At 62.6% G+C, this 21,483-nt stretch carries 21 protein-coding genes; 3 read left to right on the top strand and 18 right to left on the bottom strand.

Features of this window, described 5'->3' with window-relative positions; all coding sequences use genetic code 11:
- Window positions 1-24: 24 nt before the first annotated feature.
- The 14 genes from guaA to ABEA23_RS04695 form a co-directional block, all read right to left on the bottom strand.
- Window positions 25-1,575, bottom strand: coding sequence for a glutamine-hydrolyzing GMP synthase (gene guaA / locus ABEA23_RS04760; protein ID WP_425577121.1), 1,551 nt, complete (start codon window positions 1,573-1,575; stop codon window positions 25-27).
- Between the two features lie 112 nt (window positions 1,576-1,687).
- Window positions 1,688-2,515: a GvpL/GvpF family gas vesicle protein gene (locus ABEA23_RS04755; RefSeq protein WP_345476927.1), complete on the bottom strand. Its 828-nt coding sequence runs from the start codon at window positions 2,513-2,515 to the stop codon at window positions 1,688-1,690.
- Entirely contained in the window at window positions 2,512-2,835 is a 324-nt protein-coding gene (locus ABEA23_RS04750; RefSeq protein ID WP_345476926.1) for a gas vesicle protein K, read from the bottom strand. The genes ABEA23_RS04755 and ABEA23_RS04750 overlap by 4 nt, the downstream gene beginning before the upstream one ends.
- Window positions 2,816-3,799, bottom strand: a complete 984-nt coding sequence (locus ABEA23_RS04745) for a gas vesicle protein (RefSeq protein WP_345476924.1) — start codon at window positions 3,797-3,799, stop codon at window positions 2,816-2,818. Before ABEA23_RS04745 ends, ABEA23_RS04750 begins: the two co-directional genes overlap by 20 nt.
- Window positions 3,768-4,232, bottom strand: a complete 465-nt coding sequence (locus ABEA23_RS04740) for a gas vesicle protein (RefSeq protein ID WP_345476923.1) — start codon at window positions 4,230-4,232, stop codon at window positions 3,768-3,770. Before ABEA23_RS04740 ends, ABEA23_RS04745 begins: the two co-directional genes overlap by 32 nt.
- A gap of 45 nt (window positions 4,233-4,277) precedes the next feature.
- On the bottom strand, window positions 4,278-4,769 hold the full coding sequence (locus tag ABEA23_RS04735) for a gas vesicle protein GvpO (protein ID WP_345476922.1): 492 nt from the start codon (window positions 4,767-4,769) through the stop codon (window positions 4,278-4,280).
- Window positions 4,770-4,778: 9 nt separating this feature from the next.
- Window positions 4,779-5,021: a c-type cytochrome biogenesis protein CcmI gene (gene ccmI, locus ABEA23_RS04730; protein WP_345476921.1), complete on the bottom strand. Its 243-nt coding sequence runs from the start codon at window positions 5,019-5,021 to the stop codon at window positions 4,779-4,781.
- A gap of 5 nt (window positions 5,022-5,026) precedes the next feature.
- Window positions 5,027-5,779: a GvpL/GvpF family gas vesicle protein gene (locus ABEA23_RS04725; RefSeq protein WP_345476920.1), complete on the bottom strand. Its 753-nt coding sequence runs from the start codon at window positions 5,777-5,779 to the stop codon at window positions 5,027-5,029.
- Complete coding sequence (gene gvpJ, locus ABEA23_RS04720; protein WP_345476919.1) at window positions 5,776-6,192, bottom strand: gas vesicle protein GvpJ; 417 nt, start codon at window positions 6,190-6,192, stop codon at window positions 5,776-5,778. The genes ABEA23_RS04725 and gvpJ overlap by 4 nt, the downstream gene beginning before the upstream one ends.
- 48 nt (window positions 6,193-6,240) lie before the next feature.
- Complete coding sequence (locus tag ABEA23_RS04715; protein WP_345476918.1) at window positions 6,241-7,374, bottom strand: SRPBCC family protein; 1,134 nt, start codon at window positions 7,372-7,374, stop codon at window positions 6,241-6,243.
- Complete coding sequence (locus ABEA23_RS04710; protein WP_345476917.1) at window positions 7,371-8,207, bottom strand: hypothetical protein; 837 nt, start codon at window positions 8,205-8,207, stop codon at window positions 7,371-7,373. The genes ABEA23_RS04715 and ABEA23_RS04710 overlap by 4 nt, the downstream gene beginning before the upstream one ends.
- A 195-nt stretch (window positions 8,208-8,402) precedes the next feature.
- Window positions 8,403-9,401 carry an SMP-30/gluconolactonase/LRE family protein gene (locus tag ABEA23_RS04705; protein ID WP_345476916.1) on the bottom strand — a complete coding sequence of 333 codons (999 nt, stop codon included), beginning with the start codon at window positions 9,399-9,401 and terminating at the stop codon, window positions 8,403-8,405.
- Window positions 9,402-9,652: 251 nt separating this feature from the next.
- A complete protein-coding gene (locus ABEA23_RS04700; RefSeq protein ID WP_345476915.1) occupies window positions 9,653-10,186 on the bottom strand; it encodes a DUF3817 domain-containing protein in 534 nt (177 codons plus the stop codon).
- Window positions 10,179-11,078 carry an SURF1 family protein gene (locus tag ABEA23_RS04695; protein WP_345476914.1) on the bottom strand — a complete coding sequence of 300 codons (900 nt, stop codon included), beginning with the start codon at window positions 11,076-11,078 and terminating at the stop codon, window positions 10,179-10,181. The genes ABEA23_RS04700 and ABEA23_RS04695 overlap by 8 nt, the downstream gene beginning before the upstream one ends.
- Before the next feature lie 113 nt (window positions 11,079-11,191).
- On the opposite strand from ABEA23_RS04695, the gene ABEA23_RS04690 reads away from it, so the two are divergent.
- Entirely contained in the window at window positions 11,192-11,836 is a 645-nt protein-coding gene (locus ABEA23_RS04690) for a VOC family protein (RefSeq protein ID WP_345477080.1), read from the top strand.
- Here the strand turns inward: ABEA23_RS04690 and ABEA23_RS04685 are convergent.
- Complete coding sequence (locus tag ABEA23_RS04685; protein ID WP_345476913.1) at window positions 11,833-12,810, bottom strand: NAD(P)H-quinone oxidoreductase; 978 nt, start codon at window positions 12,808-12,810, stop codon at window positions 11,833-11,835. The two genes, ABEA23_RS04690 and ABEA23_RS04685, sit on opposite strands and share 4 nt — an antisense overlap.
- Window positions 12,811-12,824: 14 nt before the next feature.
- The gene (gene ku / locus ABEA23_RS04680; protein ID WP_345476912.1) at window positions 12,825-13,706 is read right to left on the bottom strand and encodes a non-homologous end joining protein Ku; all 882 of its coding nucleotides are present in this window, start codon (window positions 13,704-13,706) and stop codon (window positions 12,825-12,827) included.
- Window positions 13,707-13,744: 38 nt separating this feature from the next.
- On the opposite strand from ku, the gene ABEA23_RS04675 reads away from it, so the two are divergent.
- Window positions 13,745-14,605, top strand: a complete 861-nt coding sequence (locus tag ABEA23_RS04675; RefSeq protein ID WP_345476911.1) for an alpha/beta fold hydrolase — start codon at window positions 13,745-13,747, stop codon at window positions 14,603-14,605.
- Window positions 14,606-14,608: 3 nt separating this feature from the next.
- Here ABEA23_RS04675 and ABEA23_RS04670 read toward each other — a convergent pair whose 3' ends face one another.
- On the bottom strand, window positions 14,609-15,109 hold the full coding sequence (locus ABEA23_RS04670) for a MarR family winged helix-turn-helix transcriptional regulator (RefSeq protein ID WP_345476910.1): 501 nt from the start codon (window positions 15,107-15,109) through the stop codon (window positions 14,609-14,611).
- Window positions 15,110-15,218: 109 nt separating this feature from the next.
- On the opposite strand from ABEA23_RS04670, the gene ABEA23_RS04665 reads away from it, so the two are divergent.
- Window positions 15,219-15,653: a DoxX family protein gene (locus tag ABEA23_RS04665; protein ID WP_345476909.1), complete on the top strand. Its 435-nt coding sequence runs from the start codon at window positions 15,219-15,221 to the stop codon at window positions 15,651-15,653.
- Window positions 15,654-15,748: 95 nt separating this feature from the next.
- Here ABEA23_RS04665 and ABEA23_RS04660 read toward each other — a convergent pair whose 3' ends face one another.
- Window positions 15,749-21,361, bottom strand: a complete 5,613-nt coding sequence (locus tag ABEA23_RS04660) for a lamin tail domain-containing protein (protein WP_345476908.1) — start codon at window positions 21,359-21,361, stop codon at window positions 15,749-15,751.
- Window positions 21,362-21,483 lie beyond the last annotated feature (122 nt).

The following is a 21,483-nucleotide window of genomic DNA, read 5'->3' as shown; positions in this document are numbered from 1 at the left end:
TACATGTTTAGGAGGAGATTACCCCTACTCCCACTCGATGGTCCCCGGGGGCTTCGAGGTCACGTCGAGGGTTACTCGGTTGACCTCTTCCACCTCATTGGTGATGCGGTTGGAGATAGTGGCCAGCAGGTCATAGGGCAGGCGCGACCAGTCGGCAGTCATGGCGTCCTCAGAGGACACCGGACGCAGCACAATCGGGTGCCCGTAGGTCCGGCCGTCGCCCTGGACGCCCACTGAGCGGACATCGGCCAGCAGCACCACCGGCATCTGCCAGACCTCCTGGTCCAGCCCGGATTTGGTCAGCTCCTCACGGGCGATGGCATCGGCCTTGCGCAGAATCCGCAGCCGGTCCTCGGTGACCTCACCGATGATGCGGATGCTCAGACCCGGCCCCGGGAAGGGCTGGCGCTGGACGATCTCCGCCGGCAGGCCAAGCTCGGCACCCACGGCGCGGACCTCGTCCTTGAACAGGGCGCGCAGCGGCTCCACGAGCTTGAACTCCATGTCCTCAGGCAGTCCACCCACATTGTGGTGGGACTTGATATTCGCCGCACCCTCACCGCCGCCGGACTCCACCACATCGGGATAGAGCGTGCCCTGGACCAGGAACTGGACCCGGGCGCCGTCGGCGGCTGCTTCTTTGAGCACCTCAGCTTCTGCGGCCTCGAAGGCGCGGATGAATTCGCGCCCGATGATCTTGCGCTTCTCCTCGGGGTCGGTAACCCCGGCCAGGGCCTGGAGGAAGCGTTCCTTCTCATCAGCGACGTAGAGCTTGGCGCCGGTGGCGGCCACAAAATCGCGCTCCACCTGCTCAGCCTCGCCTTCGCGCAGCAGACCGTGGTCAACAAACACACAGGTCAGCTGGTCGCCGACGGCGCGCTGGACCAGTGCCGCAGCCACTGCGGAGTCCACACCGCCGGAGAGTCCGCAGATCACTCGAGCGTCGCCGACCTGCTCGCGGATCGCAGCGACCTGCTCTTCGACGATATTGCCGGTAGTCCATTCGGGATTCAGGCCCGCGCCGGAGTACAGGAAGTTCTCAATGATCCGCTGGCCCTGCGGAGAATGCTTGACCTCGGGGTGCCACTGCACACCGTAGAGTTTGCGGTCCTCATCGGCGAAGCCGGCTACGGGCGCAGCATCGGAGACGGCCAGCACCTCGAAGCCCTCCGGTGCCTTCTGCACCGAATCGCTGTGGGACATCCAGGTGGTCTGCACCTTATCCGTGCCATCGAGCAGTCCGTGGGGTGCGGTGGTGGCGCGGACCTCGGTCTTGCCGTATTCGCGGTCGCCGGTGCGAGCGACTTCACCGCCCAGGGCGTGGGCCATGGCCTGGAATCCGTAGCAGATGCCCAGCACCGGTACACCGGCTTCAAAGAGCTCCCGCTCAACAGTGGGGGCGCCCTCGGCGTAGACGCTGGAGGGACCGCCGGAGAGGATCACCGCAGAGGGCTTGCGGGAGAGGATCTCGGCGGCGGGCATGGTATGCGGCACCACCTCCGAGTACACGCGCGCCTCGCGGACACGGCGGGCGATCAGCTGGGCGTACTGGGCACCGTAGTCAACCACCAGCACCGTCTGAGCGGTGTGGTCGGGACGTTCGGCGGCGGGTGCAGAAGTCTCAGAGGTCACCGTCCCATCCTAAATCACGCGCTGGAGATGGCTGACCTCCCGCCCAGAACGGGTCCTAAGTCTGTGGGCCTGCGAGGTCAACGAAGGAGTATGGCGGCCATGGGCCGAGGAAGCGAATCTGAGCTGTTGGCAACTCATCCTGAATGAGCGAGAGTTCCGCTCCGAGATCGCTCACCTGATCTGCATTCACCAAGCAAGCCGCAGTCAGCAGTGAGACGACGCCCTTGGGACGCTGACGGTTGGTGTATTCCTGGATGCGCTGGCAGTGAGCAGCTATCCGACTGCGGTAGGCCGGATACAGCTCATCGGCGGCTTGGTCCGTGAGCTGCCTCTTGAGCCGGTCGAGTCTTTTCTCCAGCAGCCGTCGCACACCCGCTGGACGGGATTCCATTTCCGCGCGCAGGTGGCGGACCTCCTCATGGTCTTCAGCGAACTGATGCTGGTCCAGGGTGATCTCCACGCGCAGTTCCGAGGTCCCGGCGAGCTGAGTGAGAACCTGGTGCAGCTCCTCTCCGGCCTCCGTCATCCATTCCTGCAGCTGGTCAGTGGCTGTGGCACCGGTGGCCGCCGAGGGGCGCACGATGACATTGAACGACACCGGCAGCACGCTCGACGCTTGAGCCCACATGTCCTCCACCACTTCACTGTGCTGAAGAACCCAACGCTTGACGTCCTCGTCTGGTCCTTCATATGGACCAGTCTGATGATCGTGGACCACGGCGGCTAGTCCAGATGGTGCCGTGACCACTTCCAGCGCGGAACCGTCGATGCCTGCGACGCCCGGTTGTGGCGCTGGTGCAGGGACAATGGCGTAGACATAGAGGGTGGATCGGTCTTCGCCGAACGGATTGCCACTAGTGGGGTTTTCAGCAGTCGGGCTCATGCGGTGTCTTTCCGGGCGTCCTGAGCCCAACGTTGCGGGTTAATGAGCTTGTCAACGACCTCATCGACGACGTCGTCCAGTCCCCTGTGCAGATCTCTGACGGACTGGGTTATTCCGTGGTCTGCCTTGATCTGCTCCATCGCCTCATCCAGTTCCAGCAGAGCCTCCCCCAGTCGATTCTGCTCTTCCTCGCTGAGGTCTCCGCCTTCCATTCGCCTGACCGCCTGGGTCTCCAGGGCTTCCTGGATCACCTCTACTAGCGTCACCACCAGCGTGAGCACCCCGTGCTTGAGATTCTCCTCATCGACGTGAAGTGCCATGAGCGGCCTCCTTGGACGCTGTGGACCACTCGTGCAACCACCGCTGCCACTGGTGCAGCTGTGGGGAAGCCAGAATAAGCGTCGCGTTGGATGTGGTGAGACGCAGGACCTGCGTGTGATCAGTGGGATTGGAGTGCTCCGCTTCGGTGATCGACTCCAGCTCATGAGCTTTCAGCCGGACGGAGGCGCGGCTGTCCAGCGGTGACTGCCAGGTGAACTCACCTTGATCTGTCAGTACTGCACGTCCTGCCCGCCACGTCGAGGAGTTCGAGAGCCTTTCCAGACTCCACATCGTTCCTACCATCTGAGGTTCGGCAGGCTCCGGTGCAGGTGTGTCCAAGGCTGGTTGCTTCAGCTGTGCACTGAGGAGCTTGACGAGGTGCTCGGTGTCAGCTGCGGAGATCAGTTCATGACTTCCGTCCTTCAGCCGTATGCGCAGCCTCGTGCGTTCCTCCCCGCCTATGGCGATCTGGCGCACGCGCTCCACTCCGGCAATAGTGCGCAGCGGTGCTTGCCACAGCGTCTCGGCTGGTTCACGGCGCTGGAGGATCAGCCGGTGAGTGGTCAGATACGCTCGGCCGGGGCGCCAGTGGCGGTGAAAGTCGTCATCCAGAAAGTGGCTGGCGGCCATCGCGGCGAGAACTTCCTCGTCCTGGGCCAGGGTGAGATGACGGTGCAGTGACTTCTGGACCCAGGCCCGGGTTTGCTCATCCCACTGCCGCATCATGCCGTATTCGAGCATTGTTTCGATGCCGGCGATGGTGGCCCGCAGGTTGACCCCGATCAACGGGATATCGGCAACTGAGATGATCAGGTCCAAATTAAGGTGGACCCCCTTGTTGAGCAGCACTTCAATGAGATCCGGCAGTGTGGCGCCAGGATCACGCGTGGGCTGCAGGGCAGGCTGCGCGGGGCGCTCTGCCATGCGCTGGTTATCCTGCGGGATCTGCTGTGTGAGGCTCATCAGCTGACTCCTCGTCTGAGGCGACAGGGTCGTCGTCGGTCCCGGATGCTTCCAGCGCGCCTCCGTGTTCGCTCTCCAAGTGTTTGGCATAAGCGCTCTGCCATCCGCACCAGGGACAGAACTCATCCATGAGCTGCTTCAGCGGTGCACGCTTATGGCACTGTGGGCAGGTCTCTTTCTCTTCCATCGCCTCCCGCCAGGCCAGCGTCTCGCGGTCAGTACCGGCGGGGAAGTCCAATCCGTAGCGGGCTGCGGTTTCGAAGGAGGCGAGGGCGGCTCTGATTCGGATACCAAGAAGTTCCACACCTGCTACCGACACCATAATGTCGGCGTTGAGAACCAGGCCCTTGTCCAGCAGTGTCTCCACTACTTGCATCAGGGTTCCTTCACGGTCACGCTGGGGCTCCATTGCGTTGCCGGGCTGTCTCGCCATCGTGCTCTCCTCCATGTTCAACGTGCGCTTCAGCAGCGCAACCGGCTAGTCGCTGGCGCGGCCGCGGAGGTATCGACTGACCCGGTCGTAGCTGAGCAAGTCACCTGCGCTGTCCAGAGCTACCTCATAGGAGGCCAGCAGATCGGAGGTATCAGGGATACGCGAGGCCTCCAACACTTCCAATGTGACCGTCCAACCGTCCTCGCTTTTGCGCACGCCCACGACAGATTCCGGGGCACGACCGGTGAGCTCAACGAACTGCTCGATCGCTTTCCGGCTTGCCGTGACAGCACCACCCCTGGACTTCTTCCTCAGCGGGGCAGAGTCTTTGTCTCCAGTGTCACGTTTGCTTGTGGTGCCCGATGAGCCGGTACTGCGGCGCTCAGCAGTGGAACCACTGGAGGATCGGGTGGGACGTTCTTTCCGCGACGTTTCCTCGGAGCTGCTCGACTTTCTGCGCGGGCGCTCGCGTTGAGTGCCGTTGTCCGAATTCGTTGCAGCCTGAGAACGCTTGGTCTCTGCGTCATCATCACTCATGAGTTCTCCTTAGGGTTCTCGTCGCCGGGTGGACTCCATCAGGCGCCTCACGAGCTCGCGCTCGAGGTGCCCGGCTTCCTGCTCGCTGAGCGCACCAGAGCTGCGTGCCGCTTCAACCTCGCGCAACTGGCGACGGATACTGCTGGGGTCGTAATGCTGCCGCTCGGCCTCTTTAGCGATCTGCTCTGCAACCCATACGGTGCCGCGCAGAGGCGCCAACGGTGCTGTGAAGATCGCTGAGAACAAACCCATGGCAGCTATCCCACCGGAACGAAGTCGTAGGGGGCCTGGGGTCCTAGGAGGCGGAACCGCAGCCGCGGATGGTACTTCTGGGCCAGTTCTTCAACGGTCTGCTCAAACGCATGGGTCTGCTCGTTTGCCACCAGAACCGCCGTCTCGGCAACGTCGTCCGGCTGGCGCCGTTCATGGACGACCATGCGCGCCGCGGCCTCGTCCAGTCGGTCCAGGACAGGGTCTGCTGCTGCAGGCTGTCTCGCCTCGAAGGCATTGACCATGAGTTCCCCGAGCCGGATGCGCTGTGGACGGGTCTGGTCCTCAGTGGTGCCGGCAATCGCCTCCCGCAGATCAGCCGCCTCAGGTACTTCGTCCAAGACTTCCCGCAGGAGAGTTTCTCGGTCGAAGGTGACAGTGACGGTGTACTGGCAGTGACCGGCAATATCCTGAAGGCCTGCGTAGTAGGCGTCCTGCTGGGGTTCAAGCACGTCAGTGACTAGGACCTGCTCATCAGGCACTAGGGTGCCGAACGCTAAGGGAAGCACCGGCCCGGAGGACCCCAGCGAGTCGAGAACGCGGGTATGTGCCAACAGGTCCTCGGGAGTGCCGAGCGCCTCTACGGGATCCGTGGCGCTCAGGACAGCTGCGACCTGACCATGTTTTTTCAGGCGCACGGGCTGGTCATGAACTCCTACTAAGCCGGAGGGCAACTGGGCCTCCGCCGGCACGATCCCGTAGAGGTACTGTTCGGCAGTCTCGGGGGTTTGCTCACTCATTCGGACTTACTGCTCTCGCGGGTGCGACGACGTCGCGGGGCCTCGTCCTTGGAATCATCGTCATCGTCATCGCCACCGGTCACCGCGGACTTTATGCCTTCGATGGCACCCTGGGCCTTGCCCTTGGTGCCGCTTTCGGCCATTCCATTCATCAGGTCAGGAAGATCGCGGCCGCCCTGCTGACTCAAGTCCAAGCGATTTGTCGCCTCGGCGAAGCGCAGATAAGTGTCTACGCTGGCGATGACGATGCGGGCATCAATGGTGAGGACTTCGATCCCCACCAGGGACACCCGGACGTAGGCGTCAATGACCAGTCCCTTGTCGAGAATGATCTCAATGACATCAGCCAGGGAGCTGGAGGACGGGCGATCGACATAGCTTCCTTGGGAACGTTGAACTGTTCCTGCACTCATGACTCATACCTGCTCTCTGAGGGATTAGGCACCTCACCGGCGCGACCCTCATCGGGGATCGGGTTCTTCGTCTTCCTCATCCTCTGCGGGTTCCTCGTCGTACTCGACGTCGTCTTCCGGAAGATCGTCCTCGTCTTCCGCGGGAGCCTCATCCTCCAGTGGCTCATCGTCCTCGGGGAGCTCCTCGACGTCGTCCTCGTCGTCCTCGGATGGTTCCTCCTCTCCTTCATCGTCGGCGTAATCCTCGTCCTCGGGCTCCGAGTAGTCGTCGTCCTCGTCATCCACTGGCTCACCGTAGGTTTCCTGCTCGGAGTCGCTCGCGTGGTCTTGTTCGTCTTGCTCTTGGCTTTCTTGTTCCTGTGCTTCTTGTTCTTGGGCCTCCTGCTCAAGCGCGTCCTCATGCGTGGTGACGACCTCGCCGTCGCGAATCTCGCCTCGCCACCCCTCGACGGAGTCCTGGTCGCGCATCACCACAGTCATCACGTGGTGCACATAGAACTTCAGCTCGAGTCGGAACCGCCGGCCTACGGCTCGCCAGAGATTGCCGGTACGCTCCATGAAACCCTGGGGGTGGTACTCCCCCACCGTAAGAATGCGTGTCAGTGTCGGGGTGACTTCGTGGAAGGAGACGCTGCCGCTGATCCGGCCCTTTTCCCCAGAGGATTTCCAGACAATGTGCGAATCTGGAATCTGCTCGGTGATGGTGGCTTCCCAGGTTCTGTGGGAGAGAAACACCTGCCCCTTGATCTTCAGTTTGGTGTCATCAACGCGTTCTACGTTCTCCACTTTCTTCATGAACTGCGGCCAGTCCTCAAACTGTGTGAAAGCGTTGTATGCGACGCGAAGAGGAACACCGACATCGGTCCATTCCACGATGTTCATGAACTTATTGTCGGAGCCGCCTTCTCCTCCGGAGCCGGACCCGCCTGTGAAGACACTTTTGATCTTGTCTCCTGCCCCGGATGCGACGCCCGACGCGGCGGCACTGACTGGAGACTTACCTTCAGCCAGCTTCTCCGCACCCTCTTTGAGGCCTTCACTGGCTGCTCCGTCGCCGCCGGCCATTCGTTCAGCGAGGCCATCGACCTTCTCCCCTGCAGAACTGATGGCTTTTCGCGCAAGTGCCTTGCCGTAGTCCCCTAGATGGGATTTCAACCCTGAGAACATGTCCTGGCCGCTCATTTCTTGGTTCCCTGACTCTTAGATGCGGAAGACGACTTCCGGCTCCGGCTCGAAGACGTGCTGCCGCTGGCAGAGCTGGATTTCCGGGACGCGCCGGAGGCTGAAGAGCTTCGCTTGGTCGGCGCCTTCCGAGATGTACCGGATGACTGTGACTTGGTGCTGGTCTTCCGACCGGAGGACTTTGGTTTCGGCTTCGTCTTGGGTTCCTCCTCAGCCGATTCGTCAGGCTCGGGCTCCTCACCAGCGGTGTCCTCTTCACCGCGCTCCTCTGGAGCGGCCTCAGTCTCCTCTTCGGCCACCTCGTCCTCCGCAGATTCGACCGACTCGTCCTCTGCGGACTCTTCAGGTGCCTCCTCTGCGTCGGATGAGTCACCAGATGAGGTGTCATCCTCCGCGTCAGTGTCCGGGTCCTCAGCAGTGTTGGAGGTTTGAGCTGTTGGCGACTCCCCGGCTGATGAGTCTGTGCTCGATTCATCGCCAGAAGACTGGTCACTGGCCCCGGATTCTGAATCATCCTGATCAGACGACGCCTCTTCGGTCTGAGTGGCGGCGTCATCGAGCGAGGCATTGATCTTGTCTGTTTGTTCCTGCAGCCTGGCACCGACCTGATCAAATGCGGCGGTCGCCGCAGCCTGTACGGAGCTGGCCAGACGGCCGAGGTCGGGCGCCAACGACCCCACACCGCCCAACTTCTCCTGAATTTGATCGCGGTTCCGGTATGCATTGGATCCAGAGACCGCGGCCGCGACGGTCATAGCGAGTTTTAGCTTCTTACTCCGGCCCAAGAGGTATCCGCCTAAGAGCAGACCGGTGACCTTGAGTTTGTTGTTCACGTGTTCCTCCCCGCAAGCGCTTAGCAGTGCCTGCCGAATCATCGGGACGTGCCTGAGTGCAACAAGCTAGTGCCGGGGGCTGGATTTTTCCTATGAGAATGCAGGTTGTATTCGCAACAAAGAAGAATTGTGGGAGGCGCAGGGCGAGAATTACCTAAAACGCCTCATCAGCGCGCTTTAAATCCTTCTAAAAGTTTATTCGCCGAAGCTGTCGGCAACGCGTCCCGCTACAGACACGGGCGCCGAGATGACGCGGCCGTCATGCTGCTGGGGATTCTCCAGCTCCTGGGCGGCGGTGGTGACCACAACTCTGTACGGGGGTTCCGCGGAGAGTGCGACTGAGGTCGGCTGGCTGGCCGGCACCGGGATCTTCTCCAACAACTGGCCATCCGGGGCGAAGCGCAGCAGGCACCCGCCACCGTAGACCGCCTGCCACAGGCAGCCTTCGGCGTCGACAGTCATACCGTCAGGATTGCCCTCGTCGATCTGCGCAAACAGCTCCGGGGACCCCACTCCCCCGGTCTCCGGGTCCACGGTGGCGCGCATAATGCGGCCTTCGCTGGTCTCGGCGAAGTACATGGTGCTGCCATCAGCGCTGAACGCCGGGCCGTTGGGGATGGTCATGGGTGCATGAACCGTGCTGATCTCTGCTGAGTTGATCTCGGCAGGGCTGATCTCTGCAGGGCCTGATCCGCGGGCCCGCACGCGGGCCAGCAGCCCCTGACCTTCCTCGCCCTGCTGACCCATGGCTCCCGGCCAGAACCGACCATGAGGATCGGCCACGGCGTCGTTGACCCGCTGCTCAGCACTGTCCACCGGCAGCTGCGCAATCACCTCGTCCGCGATGAGCAATCCTGAGCCGTCGGCTGCAGGAACCAGACGGATGACCGAGGTCCCGGCTGCAGCGATCCAGCCGCCGCCTGCGGTTCTCGCCGCTGCACCGAGGGGGACATCCAGGTCCGCACGCAGCTGCAGCCCAGCACCGGGCTCACCAGTGGTGGAGAACAGCCTGCCGCTGGGGATGTCCACGCAGATGAAGTGCTGATCCCCAAAGCCTGCGCCTGCAGCGGCCTCGGTCCCGATGCAGCGGGCACCCTCGCTGAGGGAGAAGCGCTGGTCATCTACAGCGTCCCAGTCACCGGTGATGACAGAAGCTGAGTGGGTCGAACCATTGGCGGTGGATGCACTACTCATACCGCCAGCCTAGAGCCCGTGCCGCGGCACCGGAACCCCCGCATGTGGCGGATCTGCTGTGGGCAGCCCGCTACGGCGCTGCCTGGTCGCTCGCTGCAGTGCCGCCCGGTCGCACGCTTTACCATGCGGAATTCACGATACCTATCCGGATACGGGGTGGTATTGCGAAAACCGCATGGTAAAGCGGTCGGTAAGGAGAATCGGTGAGCCAGGCGGCTCCGGCGGGCCGGGAGGTCAGTAGCGCCCGGACCTCAGTAGCGGCGGGCGGCGTCGGGGTTCGCGTCGATCTCGCGACGGACTTCACCGGCGATCTTGCGCTCCACGATAAAGCTCAGGAACGGCACCACGCCGCCGAGGACGATCACGATCAGCCGGCCGATCTTCCAGCTCATCAGGTACCACAGCCGGAATCCGGCGATCACATAGACCACGTAGATCCAGCCGTGCACCACCGCCACCCAGTAGGAGATGCCGGTGCCATCAACTACCGAGTCCTTGGGGTGGAAGCCCAGCGTGTTGGCCGCGCCGTCGGCAGTGTTGCCGCCAGCATAGAGCTCGTAGCCGAAGCCGTAGTCCATGATCATCTTGGCCACCAGGATCAGCAGCATGATGCCGGTGACGAAGGCGAAGATCTTGTAGAAGGTCAGCGAACCGCTGATCTGGTCCACGGTGCCGGCGAAACGGCGCTTCTTCGGTCGCTGCGGCGCGGCGGGGACTGCGGATGCGGAGCCGCTGCCTGCGCCGTCGCGCTGGGTGGGATGATCAGAGGCTGGGTTCTCAGACACGGGGTTCTCCGGCACTGCTGGTTTCCTTCTGTTCGAGGGCGCGGGCGGCCTCGTGGTTGGCGATCTTCTCGGCCTCTTCGGGGCTGTGGCCGGCTTCAGTGGCTTCTAAGTAGGCGCGTTTCCAGTGGGCTTCCCATTCGCGGTCCAGGCGCTCGTCCTCAAGCCGCTTCTGGTGGGCGTCCTTGACCATGCGCCACCACAGGTAGAAGGCGAATCCGGCGAAGACCACCCATTCCACCGCATAGAACAGGTTCAGCCAGTTGACATCGGAACCTTCTGGTTGTGGGCCCACCCATACCGGTTCAAGGGACGACGACGCCCCGGCGGCCTCTCCGCTGAAGTCCACTACGTATCCGGAGTAGGAATCCTCACCCCAGATATTGATCAGTTCTGCCACCGAGAGTGTGGGCAGCACACCCCTGGGAAGATCACGCGGACCTCCGCCCGGGGCCTCGGTGGGCAACAGCCGGCCCTGCAGCTGCAGCTCACCGGCAGGAAGCTCACCGACGTCGGGCACGGTTCCCTCGTCGGGCACCCAGCCGCGCACCACGGGGATGACCTCGTCTTCGGGGGCACCGTTGACGCGGAAGGCCGCTACAGCCCAGAAGCCGTCTTCGCCGTCGCGGAGCCGGTCATTGATCATCACCTGGGTGTCTGCCACGAATTCACCGCTGAGGTTCACGATGCGGTCGGCCTCATAGATGGTGATCCCGCGGCGGGGTTCGAAGATATCGGTGAGATCTACCGGCTCTTCGGTGATCTCCTGGACGGGATTTCCCTCGCTGCGGCTCTGGCCGAACTGCCAGGCTGAGAGCACCACGAAGACGGTGGCCAGCAGGAGCGCGAGCCCCAGCATGGCGATCCATTTGGGCTGCTTGGCAGTTTCGAGCACCCGATAAGGATACGCGTCATAGCAAAAGTTCTACAGTCGGTAGAAATTCTGCGGCACCGCCGCGGGGAAGTCTGGATTTCTGTGATCGCGGCGACAGTGTAAGTATGGGAACCATGATGCGACTGGATCACGTTTCCTTTGCGGTTGGGCCTGATGGCATGGAAGCCACTGTTGAGCGGATCACCTCCGCCCTCGGTGTAGAGCGGGTGAAGGGCGGCATCCATCCCCGTTTCGGCACTCGCAATGCGATCATCCCGCTGGCCGGCCACAAATACCTTGAGGTTGTTGAGGTGCTGGACCATCCCAGCGCGGATAAGGCGCCCTTCGGCCAGGCCGTGCGCAACCGGTCGCAGGTCGGCGGCGGCTGGATGGGCTGGTGCGTCACCGTTGATGACCTGACCCCCTTTGAGGAGCGCCTCGGGCGCCGTTCAGTGCCGGGCAACCGAAAATTCCCCGATGGTCAGGAACTGACCTGGCAGCAGATCGGCATCAAGGGGCTCATCGCCGACCCCCAGGTGCCTTATCTGCTGCGCTGGGACGAGGGCACTGAGCACCTGCACCCGTCCCGCGCCTATGACCCCCAGGCCAAGCTGACCAAGCTGGCCATTGCCGGTTCCCCGCAGCGCGTGGCCGATTGGCTGGGTCAGCCGGACGCTGACCCGTTCGACGACGTCGCGGTGGACTGGATCGCACCATCTGGCACCCCTGGCATTATGAGCGTGACGTTCTCCACCCCGAAGGGTGAAGTCACCATCTAAGGCTTCAGCAGTACTTTGCCGACGGCGCGGCCTTCGGCGAGGATGCGGTGAGCCTCGGCGGCCTGATCCAGCGGCAGCACAGTGTCCACCATGGGTTTGATCTGCCCGGATTCAATGAGCGGCCACACGTTTTCGCGCACTGCCGCCACAATTTCCGCCTTTTCATGGAGGGGGCGGGCGCGCAGTGTGGTGGCAGTGACCGAGGCGCGCTTGCTCAGCATCAGTCCCAGGTTCAGCTCAGTGCGCATCCCGCCCATAGTGCCGATGATCACCAGGTGCCCGTTGTGGGCCAGGGATTTCAGGTTCGGCTCCAGATAGGGGGCGCCGATGATGTCGAGGATGACATCGACGCCGCTGCCACTGGCCTCCTGGGCAACACGTTCAGCGAAGTCCTCGTCACGGTAGTTGATGGCGACATCGGCGCCGAGCTGCCGGGCGGCGTCGAGCTTCTGTGCGCTTCCTGCGGTGGTGAACACCCGAGCACCCAGGGCGTGAGCCCACTGGATGGCGTGGGTGCCGATTCCGCTTCCGCCACCGTGGACCAGCAGTGACTGCCCAGGTCTCAGACCAGCGACCATCCCGATATTGGAATAGACGGTGCATGCCACCTCTGGCAGCGCCGCGGCCTCCTCGAGGCTGATCCCGGCGGGGATGGGCAGCAGCTGCTCGGCGGGTACGGCCACCTGTTCTGCATAGCCGCCGCCGGTCAGTAATGCGCAGACCTCATCTCCTATCGCCCAGCCTGTTACTCCCTCGCCCAATGCTGCGATGGTGCCGGAGCATTCAAGCCCCAGAATTTCGGAGGCGCCAGGGGGTACGGGGTAATTGCCGCGGCGCTGAAGCAGATCGGCGTTATTGATGCCAGCAGCAGCCACGGTGATCAGTACTTCGCCGGGGCCGGGAGCGGGGGCATCCACTTCGGTGAGGTTCAGGACATCTTCATCGCCGGGGGCGTCGAAAGTGATGGCACGCATAGCAGCCACCATACTCAGCTGGCCTTCTTCTTCTGGCTCTGCGACTCCGCCTCGTCCTGCTCGTCGTCGTCCTTGGCGTCCTTTTTGGCCGGTTTCTTGCCGTCCTTGGAGGTTTTCCGGCGGGCATCCACTGATTTCTTCAGCGCCTGCATCAGGTCCACCACGTTGCCCTCACCGTCATCATCCTCATCGGTCTCACCGAAAGTAGCCTCGGTGTCGATCTCTTCACCGTGCTCCAGCTTTTCCTCGATGAGGGTCTGCAGCTGCTCCTGGTATTCGTCGTTGAAGCGTTCAGGCTCGAAGTCCTCGCTGTAGGACTCCACCAGGGAGGCAGCCATCTCCTGTTCCTTCTTAGAGATCCGAGACTTGGGGATGTCGAACTCAGGCTCACGCAGCTCATCTGCCCAGCGCAGCCCTTGCAGGACGATCACGTCATCGCGCACCCGCAGCACACCCAGGCGGGTTTTTGAGCGCAGGGTGAAGGTCACGATCGCGACCCGTTCGGCGTCTTCAAGCGTGCTGCGCAGAAGCACGTACGCCTTAGCCGATTTGCCGGCCGGCTCCAGATAGTAGGACTTATCAAGGACCATGGAGTCGATCTGGTCCTCGGGCACGAACTGCTCGACCGCGATTTCCTTGGACTCATCGGCTGGCAGGTCGGCCAGTTCCTCTTTGGTGAGGATGACGGATTTCTCACCGTCGTCGTAGGCACGATCGATGTTCTTATAGTCGATGACCTTCTCGCAGACTTCGCAGCGCCGCTGGTACCGAATGCGTCCGCCGTCGGCATCGTGGACCTGGTGAAGGCCCACGTCATGGCTGGCAGTGGCGGAGTAGAGCTTGACCGGCACTGAGACCAGTCCGAAGGAGACTTCACCTGACCATATTGCGCGCATGAGACCATCCAATCACCGTTGACTTGAGAGTTCCCTGAATGCCACTGCCGCCTATCATGGCAGGGACTGACTATGAGGCGATGAGAGAGGCACCGGCGATGGCGAACGAGTTCACTGTGCACACCCAGACCGTGGGCGACGACGGCGAGACGGTGGTCTTCTTCCACGGCCTGTTCGGTCAGGGGAAGAACTTCACGCAGATCGCCAAGGGTTTGCAGCCACAGTTCCGTTCGGTGTTGGTGGATATGCCCAATCATGGGGGCTCGGATTGGACGGAGTCGTTCAGCTACATCGAGCAGGCTGATCTGGTGGCCGAGCATCTGCGCAGCACTGTGGCCGCGGATGCTCCGGTGCATGTGGTGGGACACTCCATGGGCGGCAAGATCGCGATGGTCCTCGCACTTAGGGCTCCGGAGCTGGTGCGCAGCCTGGTAGTGGTGGATATGTCCCCGGTAGTGCGTGAGGACATGAGCGAGTTTGATCATCTGTTGGGCAGTCTGCGCGGGCTGGACCTGCAGGCACTGGGATCCCGGAGCGAGGCCGATGAGCAGCTGCAGGAACCGATTAAGTCGGCGATGGTGCGCGGTTTCCTGCTGCAGAGCCTGACGAAGGACGCCGGGGGCTTCCGCTGGAAGTCCAATCTGGAGCTGCTGCATAAGAGCCTGCCGGAGATCGGTGGGTGGCCGGAGTTCGAAGACACCCAGTACGAGGGTCCGGTGCTGTGGGTTGCTGGTGCGAAGTCTGATTATGTGCAGGAGGAATATGCCCCGGCCATGCGGGAGCTTTTCCCGCGCACTTTCCAGACCACTATCAAGCAGGCCGGCCACTGGGTGCATTCGGAGCAGCCTGCGGTGTTCACCGACGTGCTCAAGCGGTTCTTAACCGGCCAGGACAGCTGAGCACTACTGCCCGGGCTCTCGCCTGCGGCCGGTGATCTCACGCATCTCCCCCTCGGGGTCGAGACCGTGGAACACCGTTTCAAAGATCCCCCGCAGCTGCTCGATCTGTTCTGGGGTGAGCGCGTCTATGACGTACTCGCGCACGGCTTCCACATGTCCCGGAGCGGCTTCTTCTAGCTTCTTCATCCCCGCGTCGGTCAGTTCGGCCATGGTGGCGCGACGGTCCCCGGCACAGGCGGTGCGCTGCACCCAGCCTCGGCCCTCAAGTCGGTCAATGACATGGGAGAGCCGCGGCAGCGTGGAGTTGGTCAGCTTCGCCAGGCTCGAGAGGCGCAGCTGGTATCCCTCGGTCTCCGAAAGCCGGGAGAGCACACGGTAGTCAAAATGTGTCAGGCCGGAGTCCCTGCGCAGCTGGGCATCCAGCAGTCCAGGCAGCAGCTCCAGGACCGAGGCCAGCGGCACCCACGCCGCGAGCTCTTCAGGAGTTAGCCAGCGTGGGTTCATGTGCCCATTGTCACCCTTGCAGCGTTGTCACTACAAGTATGACTCCTGTAGCGTCTTAGTTGTCGCTACAACCATGACAGTAATTCTGCTGCAGTAATGAGAGGACCCTATGCTTCACCCTTCATCTCGATTCCCCGTCTTCACCGATGTGGCACTGCTGGTGGCCCGCGTGGCCCTGGGCATCATCCTGGTGGCACACGGCTGGCAGAAGTTCAACGAGTGGACCATTGCTGGAACCGGCCAGGCGTTCGAAAGTATGGGAATTCCGGCAGCGGGCGTGGCTGCTCCCTTTGTGGCCGGTGCCGAGCTCATCGGTGGCGCAGCCCTCATTCTTGGTGTGCTGACCCCGTTTGCGGCGCTGGTCAACATGATCGGCATGCTCGGAGCGCTGGTTCTGGTGCATGCTCCGGCAGGACTCTTTGTGGATGAGGGCGGCTATGAGCTGGTGCTTGCCATCTTCGCCGGCCTGGTGGTGCTGCTGCTAATGGGAGGCGGCCGCTTCAGCGTGGATTCACTGTTGACGCGGGCTCGTTCCAGCAAGTAGCCGGCTGGGCTGAAAAGCAGAGCGGGTCCGAGACGCTCCTGTTCGGAAACGCTTCGGACCCGCCTGCCTGCTATTCAGTTATCTGTTCAACAGGCTCATACGTTGCTGCCCTGCCGCTGGGCTGCGCGACGGCGAACCTGCAGGATCACCAGGCCCAGCAGCACCAGGAGCAGTGCTGCACCCGCGGTGAGCGCCGCGCCCTGGACACCGGTGACAGCCAAACCGTCTCCACCGGTCTGCTCCGCAGGGCCTTCTGTGCTTCCGCCACGCTCAGGCTCCGGGTCAGCCTCGGGGCCCACCGAATCGCTGGCGGCACCGAGCACTGTCACGTGGGTCCACCCGAGGAGATCACCCTCGGGCCCGTAGACCGCGAACCGGTGCTCGCCCAGAGGCGCGTCATCCGGGATGCTGAACGAAACCGTGGCATCTTCAGACACCACGTTGGTGCCGAGACTGAACGGCTCGGAGAAGAGCCATGCACTTACCTCGAAGCCCACGTGCTCTGACTCCAGAGTCACCGAGATCTCCTCGCCCAGACGCAACGTAGCGGGGATGGCGATCGCATCGCGGAGGCTTTCCACCAGGTCCTGCGCACGCGGAGTCCAGGTGGTATCAGCGGTGGGAGAAGCTCCGGCGGAGGGCTCGACGTCGCCCCCTGGAGTTTCGTCCTCCCCCGGGGTAGGTGCTGCGGTCGGAGTTTCAGCCGGAGATTCCGAGGGCACCGGGGTCTGTCCCGGGCTCTCGCTCTCACCCGGGGTCTCAGTGTCACCCGGAGTTTCAACATCACCCGGGGTCTCAGAGTCACCTGGAGTCTCTGGGTCGACCGGAGTCTCGCCCTCACCCGGAGTGGGTTCAGGGGTCTCGGTCTCGCCCGGGGTTTCGCCCTCGCCCGGAGTCGGTTCAGGAGTCTCGCCCTCACCCGGGGTGGGTGCTGGGGTCTCATCCTCGCTCGGCGGGGTGGACGAGTCATCCTCGTCCGGATCCGTGACCTCAGCGGCCGCAATGAACGAGGAGACCACTGAGGCCCGGTCCTCATCCGCGCGGCCCATGAACTGACTGCTGGAGCGTGCGAACCAGCTGTACTCGAGGTCCTCGGACAAACCGGTCCAGACTGCGGAGAACTCCTCGCCGCCTCGGACATCGGTCGCCTCAGCGATGACCTCGGTCTCGGTCAGCACGCTCACCGAGTCGGTCGCCACTTCCTTGTCGTACTGCAGCTGGATAGGCATAACCAGCTCGTCGTCCTCATCGGTGTACGTGCCCTCGCGGTGTTCGTAGAGATGAGGCTGGAAGCTGTCCAGCACCGGGGAGTAGGCGTTGATGGCGACCTCCCCGCCGTCGGCGTCGATCTGGTACAGGCGGTTGAACACTGCATCGCGGGCATCTTCGTTCTCATAGGACTGGTAGTCAGCCACCGTCTCCAGGATGACGCTGCCTTCTTTGTAGTCAACATTGCGCTGCCGGACTCCATGGAGATGTCCGGAGAAGACCAGCACCACATTCTCGTGTGGTTCCACGAGCTGTTCGAAGAACACATCACCCTGGGCAGTCCAACGACCATTGCTGGGGTTGGCGCGCTCATTGATCTCCGGGCGCAGGTACTCATGCGTACCCAGGATGACGTTGTGATCGGCATGCTCGGCGATCACTGATGCTCCCCAGTCCAGTTCAGCCTGGGTGGAGTCATAGGGCATCGCCAGGAACAGCAGCTTCATGCCGTCGCGCTCCACGGTGCTGTAGTGAGCGGTGGCACCGCGCGGGCCGACTCCACCCCACCAGTCGAAGTTCGCGTAGCGATCTTCGCCGAAGTATTCGAGGTAGAGGTCGTTGTTATTGCCCCAGAAGTTGTCGTGGTTACCCGGCAGCACCGAATGCGGCACCTGAGAATCCTCCAGCAGCTTCTGGACGGCGGAGGCAATCTCGAACTCCTCGACGGCGCGGTCGGGAAGCTGATCTCCACGCAGTGCATTCTGGATGAGGTCTCCGGTATGCATCACGAAACCGATGTCGCGGGCGTCCTGGTTGGAGACGAACCACGAGTTCAGAGCAGTGAAGACCGCCGGTGCCTGCTCCACCACGTACTGGGTGTCCGTGAGGTGACCGACGCTGACGTCATAGGTTCCCGGATCCTGGAATGCCTGGTCTGCTTCATACACCAGACCGGACACGGTACGGGGGCCGTCCTGGATGAGGACATTGGCCACGCCGTCGACCACATGTGCGGTCCCAGCGCTACCCACCAGAGTGATATCCGATCCGTTCTCAGCCGAACGTGCGTCTACGAGGTCCCACTGCTGAGCCTCGTTGTCCCAGAGGTACATCTGAAGCTCGTTGCGGTTCTTCGATGTTCCAGACCATACGATCTCAGCCGGCTCGGCGAGCTCGCCTACCTCAATGTCCATCCGCACGTAGGGGAAGTCCAGCGAACTATCTGCGGCCTTCGCATCAGCAAAGGTGAAGGAATCCAGGCCGGCTGCCCCGATCTCCGTTTCCGTGTCTCCTTCAGCGCCGGGCAGACCCGGCACTGAAGAGGTTCCGGAGAACGCGCGCAGCTGCGCATCAGCCTTGGCAACGCCGCCGAGCAGCTCCAGGGAACCATCGCGCTCGGGGATGACTCGCAGCTCTGCGGACAGTCCGTCCTCGTCGCCGGTCACCTGCGCCTGTTCCAGTGCTGGGGCGCCGGGAGTTGAGTAGCGGTCCACCTGCACGGGATCCAGTGCACCCTCAGCGGGGACTGTCGGGTCCTGGTACTGAACCTGCTCGAAGGTGCCAGGGTTGCGCTGACCTGCCACGTAGTCGTGGTAGTTGTCACCGGTGTACTGGTGACGGTGGAAGCTCATGCCGTGCTCCCAGGCCTTCTCCGGGCTGGTCTTGGAGATGCGGTAGTCCAAAGACACCCCGGAGGAGCAGATGCTGGTGGGAGCGTTGGTGATCACACCGACGTCGTGATAGAACGCTGACACCCTGTCCACGATGTCACCATCGGAGTTCGTCACCAGGATGCCGTGGCCTTCTGCATTCAGCCGACCCTCGGCCACACCATCGCGCGGCATGGACTCGGGTGCTTCAGCGGATACCAGCGTCCAGGCTTCACCGGGCTGCAGCTCTGTGCCATCTGGCACCTGAGCCTGCACTGTGGGATCAAGACGACCTGAGGCTTCGCAGAAGTGGATCTCGTAGCCGGAGATATCTGCCGGTTCATCACCGCGGTTGCCCAGCTCAACGAACTGCTCGGATCCCTCACCGGTCACATCAGCGGGTCCGCCGTTGGCGAATTCCACGATCTGAACGTCGGAGGGCTCCAGGACCTCGCGCTGCACGGAGACGACGTCGCCGCCATGCTCACCAGGTGTGCGCGCGCCCCGGGTGAAGTCCTCTGCGTTGTTGCCGGTGTTGCCGGTGCGCTGCCAGGACTCACCCAGCGTGAAGTCCAGATTATTGGGCAGCGGCTCACCCTGGGTGCAGGCGTCATCGACGCCGGTGAACACACCGACGGAATCGACGATCGCGCCGGAACCGTCAGTGATGAGGACACCGAACCCGCCGTCGACTGCGAAGCTGGTGGAGTACGTGATGTCTGCTTCACCGCTGAACCCGCCGGATCGTCCTGCAACATAGGACTGGCCCGCTCCCAGCGTGACGTCGGGGAACGTCAGCTGATGGGTGCTGTCGTAGACACGCCCTGTGCCGGTGCAGCGGTAGAAGTCCCATCCGCCAATGTTGACCGGCTCAGTGCTCAAGTTGGTGAGTTCGATGAAGTTATCAGCGGGACCGTCAGGTCCACCGTTGGCAAGTTCGGTAATAACGACGCCGGTGTCCACGGTGGGACGCTGCCACGGTTCGCGGGTATTGACCTTGCCCGGGGTGCGTGGTGCCAGGTGGAAGTCCTGCGCTGCGTCCCCGATCATGTCGATGCGTTGCCAGGACTCAGCGTGCAGTCCGGAGATGGTGCCTGGCAGTGAGCCGTAGCTCTGGGCGCAGTAATTCTGCACGCCTTCCGGGGAGGAGCCGACTCGGTCCACCACACGGTAGGCGTCATCAAAGATGATGAGTCCGTACTGCGCTGCGAAGCTGATATCAAAGTAGACATCGGCTGCGGCACGAATATCCGCACCGGCAAGACCTGCGCGGGCGGCGGTGAAGCGCTGGCCTGGTTCCAGAACGACGCCGTCAAGCTGTTCTGAACTCAGCTGCGGCACGGATGCTCGCACACCGGTGCCAACACACCGGCTGACGCTCCACCCGGTCAGGTCCTGGGGCTCATCGCCGTAGTTGACCATCTCAAAGAAGATGTCACCGGTGCCGTCGGGACCGGAGTTGGTCATCTCCGAGATGCGCACATCAGGACCGCCGGTGGTGGAGAGGAACTCCTCCTGCTCGGCGTCGTCCTCGGTTGGCTCATTGGCTTCGAGCTGACCGGGTCCACGAGGCGCTGCGACGAAGGCCTCAGTGTTGGCGCCTTCGGTCTCGACGCGCTGGTAGCTCTCCCCTGCGGCAGTATCCAGCGAGAAGTACGGCAGGGGGTCCCCGACGGCGCATGCGCTGTGCTGACCATCTGTCCAAGCCACCGCATCTACGGTGGCACCGTCTTCATTGACGAGGATCACGCCGGCACCGCCGGCAACAAAGCCCTTGGTCTCAACGACCAGAGCTTCACCGGGCTCGATGCCCTCCGGAAGAGTTTCGGCGATCAGATCCCCGGCGAAGCGTTTGCCGACCTGGTTGCATCGGTAGATGCTCCATCCATCCAGGGAGACGGTCTCGGAGCCGTAGTTGCCGATCTCTACCAGGTGATCATCGGTACCTTCCGGACCGGCGTGTGCGACCTCGGAGATCAGTACGTCACCGCCCAGGGGTGCCGGGGAGGGCTCGGTGGCATTAGCTGCACCGGGTGTGCGCGGAGCTTTGATGAAGTCTGCGGCATTGTCGCCGGTGGAATCTACGCGCTGCCAGGACTCTCCGAGGAATGAATCGGTGTCATTGGGCAGGGCAGTGCCAGATACACAGTCATTGCCAGGAATTCCTGGGAACTTCACACCCACGGCGTCGACGACGTTGCCTTCGCCATCCCGGATGATGGCCCCGTAGGAATCGTTCGCGAAGGAGGTGCCGTATCGGTTGCGGGGGTCCACATTTTCAAGCGTGGACTGTGCGTGCTCGCGGGCCAGCAGGACGAACTCACCAGGCTCGATTGTCCCGTCGAGCTTAACCTGCGGCCCGGAGGCCTGTGTTCCGCCGCCGGTGCAACGGTAGACAGTCCAGCCGGTGACGTCCTGCGCCTCAGAGCCGAGGTTGGCGATCTCGATGAAGTTGTCGTGATAGCCGCCGGGACCGCCGTTGGTCAGCTCGTTGACTACCACCTCCGCACCCTCGGCCATCGAGGTGCTAGCTTCAGCGCTCGGTGCGCTCTGTGACGCTTCCTGGGCGTCGGATGCAGGCGCATCAGTGTCGGTGGTTGCGTCGTCGTCCTCATCGTCGACGACGTCCTCATCGGGGTACGGCTCTGAAACGAACGCGTCAGTGGCGTCCGCAGTTTCTTCCGGTTCAGGGGTCTGGGGTTCTTCAGGGGATTCAGGGCTCGGGGTCGCATCGGCGGTGATGTCCGGGGAGGGCACATTGCCGGTGAACGACTCTGCATGGACAGGCGGGGCGAGCGTGGCGACCATCGCGGTCCCCATCAGCACGGCCAGACTGGACCGAGTCCTCATACGAGGTCTTGGCACGGGTGGTCCTTTCAGTTGCGAAGCAAACAAAGACCAAAACACCTGATCAACCGCGATGAAACGAGTTTTTACCTGAACATGAACTGGGCGTGAACTGTTGGCGAGGT

The sequence above is a fragment of the Nesterenkonia rhizosphaerae genome (assembly GCF_039544555.1).
In the GTDB taxonomy this organism is placed as follows: domain Bacteria; phylum Actinomycetota; class Actinomycetes; order Actinomycetales; family Micrococcaceae; genus Nesterenkonia; species Nesterenkonia rhizosphaerae.
This window is presented reverse-complemented; position numbering and strand designations above follow the sequence as displayed.

Excerpts from the sequence above, each read along its gene's own strand:
- ABEA23_RS04755 (WP_345476927.1), bottom strand. The coding sequence starts at position 2,515 with ATGAGCCCGACTGCTGAAAACCCCACTAGTGGCAATCCGTTCGGCGAA.
- ABEA23_RS04750 (WP_345476926.1), bottom strand. The coding sequence starts at position 2,835 with ATGGCACTTCACGTCGATGAGGAGAATCTCAAGCACGGGGTGCTCACG.
- ABEA23_RS04745 (WP_345476924.1), bottom strand. The coding sequence starts at position 3,799 with ATGAGCCTCACACAGCAGATCCCGCAGGATAACCAGCGCATGGCAGAG.
- ABEA23_RS04740 (WP_345476923.1), bottom strand. The coding sequence starts at position 4,232 with ATGGCGAGACAGCCCGGCAACGCAATGGAGCCCCAGCGTGACCGTGAA.
- ABEA23_RS04735 (WP_345476922.1), bottom strand. The coding sequence starts at position 4,769 with ATGAGTGATGATGACGCAGAGACCAAGCGTTCTCAGGCTGCAACGAAT.
- ccmI (WP_345476921.1), bottom strand. The coding sequence starts at position 5,021 with ATGGGTTTGTTCTCAGCGATCTTCACAGCACCGTTGGCGCCTCTGCGC.
- ABEA23_RS04725 (WP_345476920.1), bottom strand. The coding sequence starts at position 5,779 with ATGAGTGAGCAAACCCCCGAGACTGCCGAACAGTACCTCTACGGGATC.
- gvpJ (WP_345476919.1), bottom strand. The coding sequence starts at position 6,192 with ATGAGTGCAGGAACAGTTCAACGTTCCCAAGGAAGCTATGTCGATCGC.
- ABEA23_RS04715 (WP_345476918.1), bottom strand. The coding sequence starts at position 7,374 with ATGAGCGGCCAGGACATGTTCTCAGGGTTGAAATCCCATCTAGGGGAC.
- ABEA23_RS04705 (WP_345476916.1), bottom strand. The coding sequence starts at position 9,401 with ATGAGTAGTGCATCCACCGCCAATGGTTCGACCCACTCAGCTTCTGTC.
- ABEA23_RS04690 (WP_345477080.1), top strand. The coding sequence starts at position 11,192 with ATGATGCGACTGGATCACGTTTCCTTTGCGGTTGGGCCTGATGGCATG.
- ABEA23_RS04685 (WP_345476913.1), bottom strand. The coding sequence starts at position 12,810 with ATGCGTGCCATCACTTTCGACGCCCCCGGCGATGAAGATGTCCTGAAC.
- ku (WP_345476912.1), bottom strand. The coding sequence starts at position 13,706 with ATGCGCGCAATATGGTCAGGTGAAGTCTCCTTCGGACTGGTCTCAGTG.
- ABEA23_RS04675 (WP_345476911.1), top strand. The coding sequence starts at position 13,745 with ATGCCACTGCCGCCTATCATGGCAGGGACTGACTATGAGGCGATGAGA.
- ABEA23_RS04670 (WP_345476910.1), bottom strand. The coding sequence starts at position 15,109 with ATGAACCCACGCTGGCTAACTCCTGAAGAGCTCGCGGCGTGGGTGCCG.
- ABEA23_RS04665 (WP_345476909.1), top strand. The coding sequence starts at position 15,219 with ATGCTTCACCCTTCATCTCGATTCCCCGTCTTCACCGATGTGGCACTG.
- ABEA23_RS04660 (WP_345476908.1), bottom strand. The coding sequence starts at position 21,361 with ATGAGGACTCGGTCCAGTCTGGCCGTGCTGATGGGGACCGCGATGGTC.